General features: G+C 42.6%; 1 pseudogene. It reads left to right on the forward strand.

Annotation, left to right across the window (positions count from 1 at the left end):
* A pseudogene (locus GMD6S_RS12805) lies at positions 1–822 on the forward strand (SIALI-17 repeat-containing surface protein); the annotation flags it as partial.

Genomic DNA, 822 nt, shown 5'->3' on the forward strand with positions numbered 1-822 from the left:
TCAAGCCCTAGAATCTCTTGAAAATGCTGTAATTGAAGATATTAAAAAAGACGCTTCAATCATCGATAAAGAAGCGGCTATCAAAGAAGCCAAAGAAGAGATTGGTAAAGAAAATCTTTTGAAGGTTATCGCAGATGAGGATTTGGAGATTGGTGATGTTATTGTAGACTGGCCAGCAGATACAAGCGAGCATAAAACAGTAGCTGAACCTGTATCAGAATTCACAGATGAAGACCAAGCTAAGTTAGATGAAGCTGATAAAGAGGCTCAGGTTGATGCAGCCAAAGTTCGCTCAGATCTAATCGCTACCTTAGAAAAAATTGAAAAATCAACCATAGATGACATCAACAAGGATGCCACTATCACTGATAAGGAAGCAGCGATCAAGGCGGCTAAAGAAGTGATTGGCAAGGACGGCATCTTGAAAGCTATCGAAGAAGGCGACATTGATGCCTCAGACTTGTTAGATGATTTCTTAGCAGAAGACAGTGACCAGGTAACACCGGCCGAAGCGATGAGCCAAGAAGATTTCTCAAGCCAAGACCAAGCTAAACTCGCTGCAGCGGACAAGGAAGCAGCGGAAGAAGCAGCAAAAGTTCGCTCAGATTTAATCGCTACCCTAGAAAAAATCGAAAAATCAACTATCGATGACATCAACAAGGATGCTACTATCACTGATAAGGAAGCAGCGATTATGGCAGCTAAGGAAGTGATTGGTAAGGAAGCTATCTTGAAAGCTATCGAAGATGGCGATATCGAAGCGTCAGATTTGTTAGATGATTTCTTGGCAGAAGACAGCGATCAGGTGACACCGGCCGAAGT

Source organism: Streptococcus sp. GMD6S, assembly GCF_000297015.1.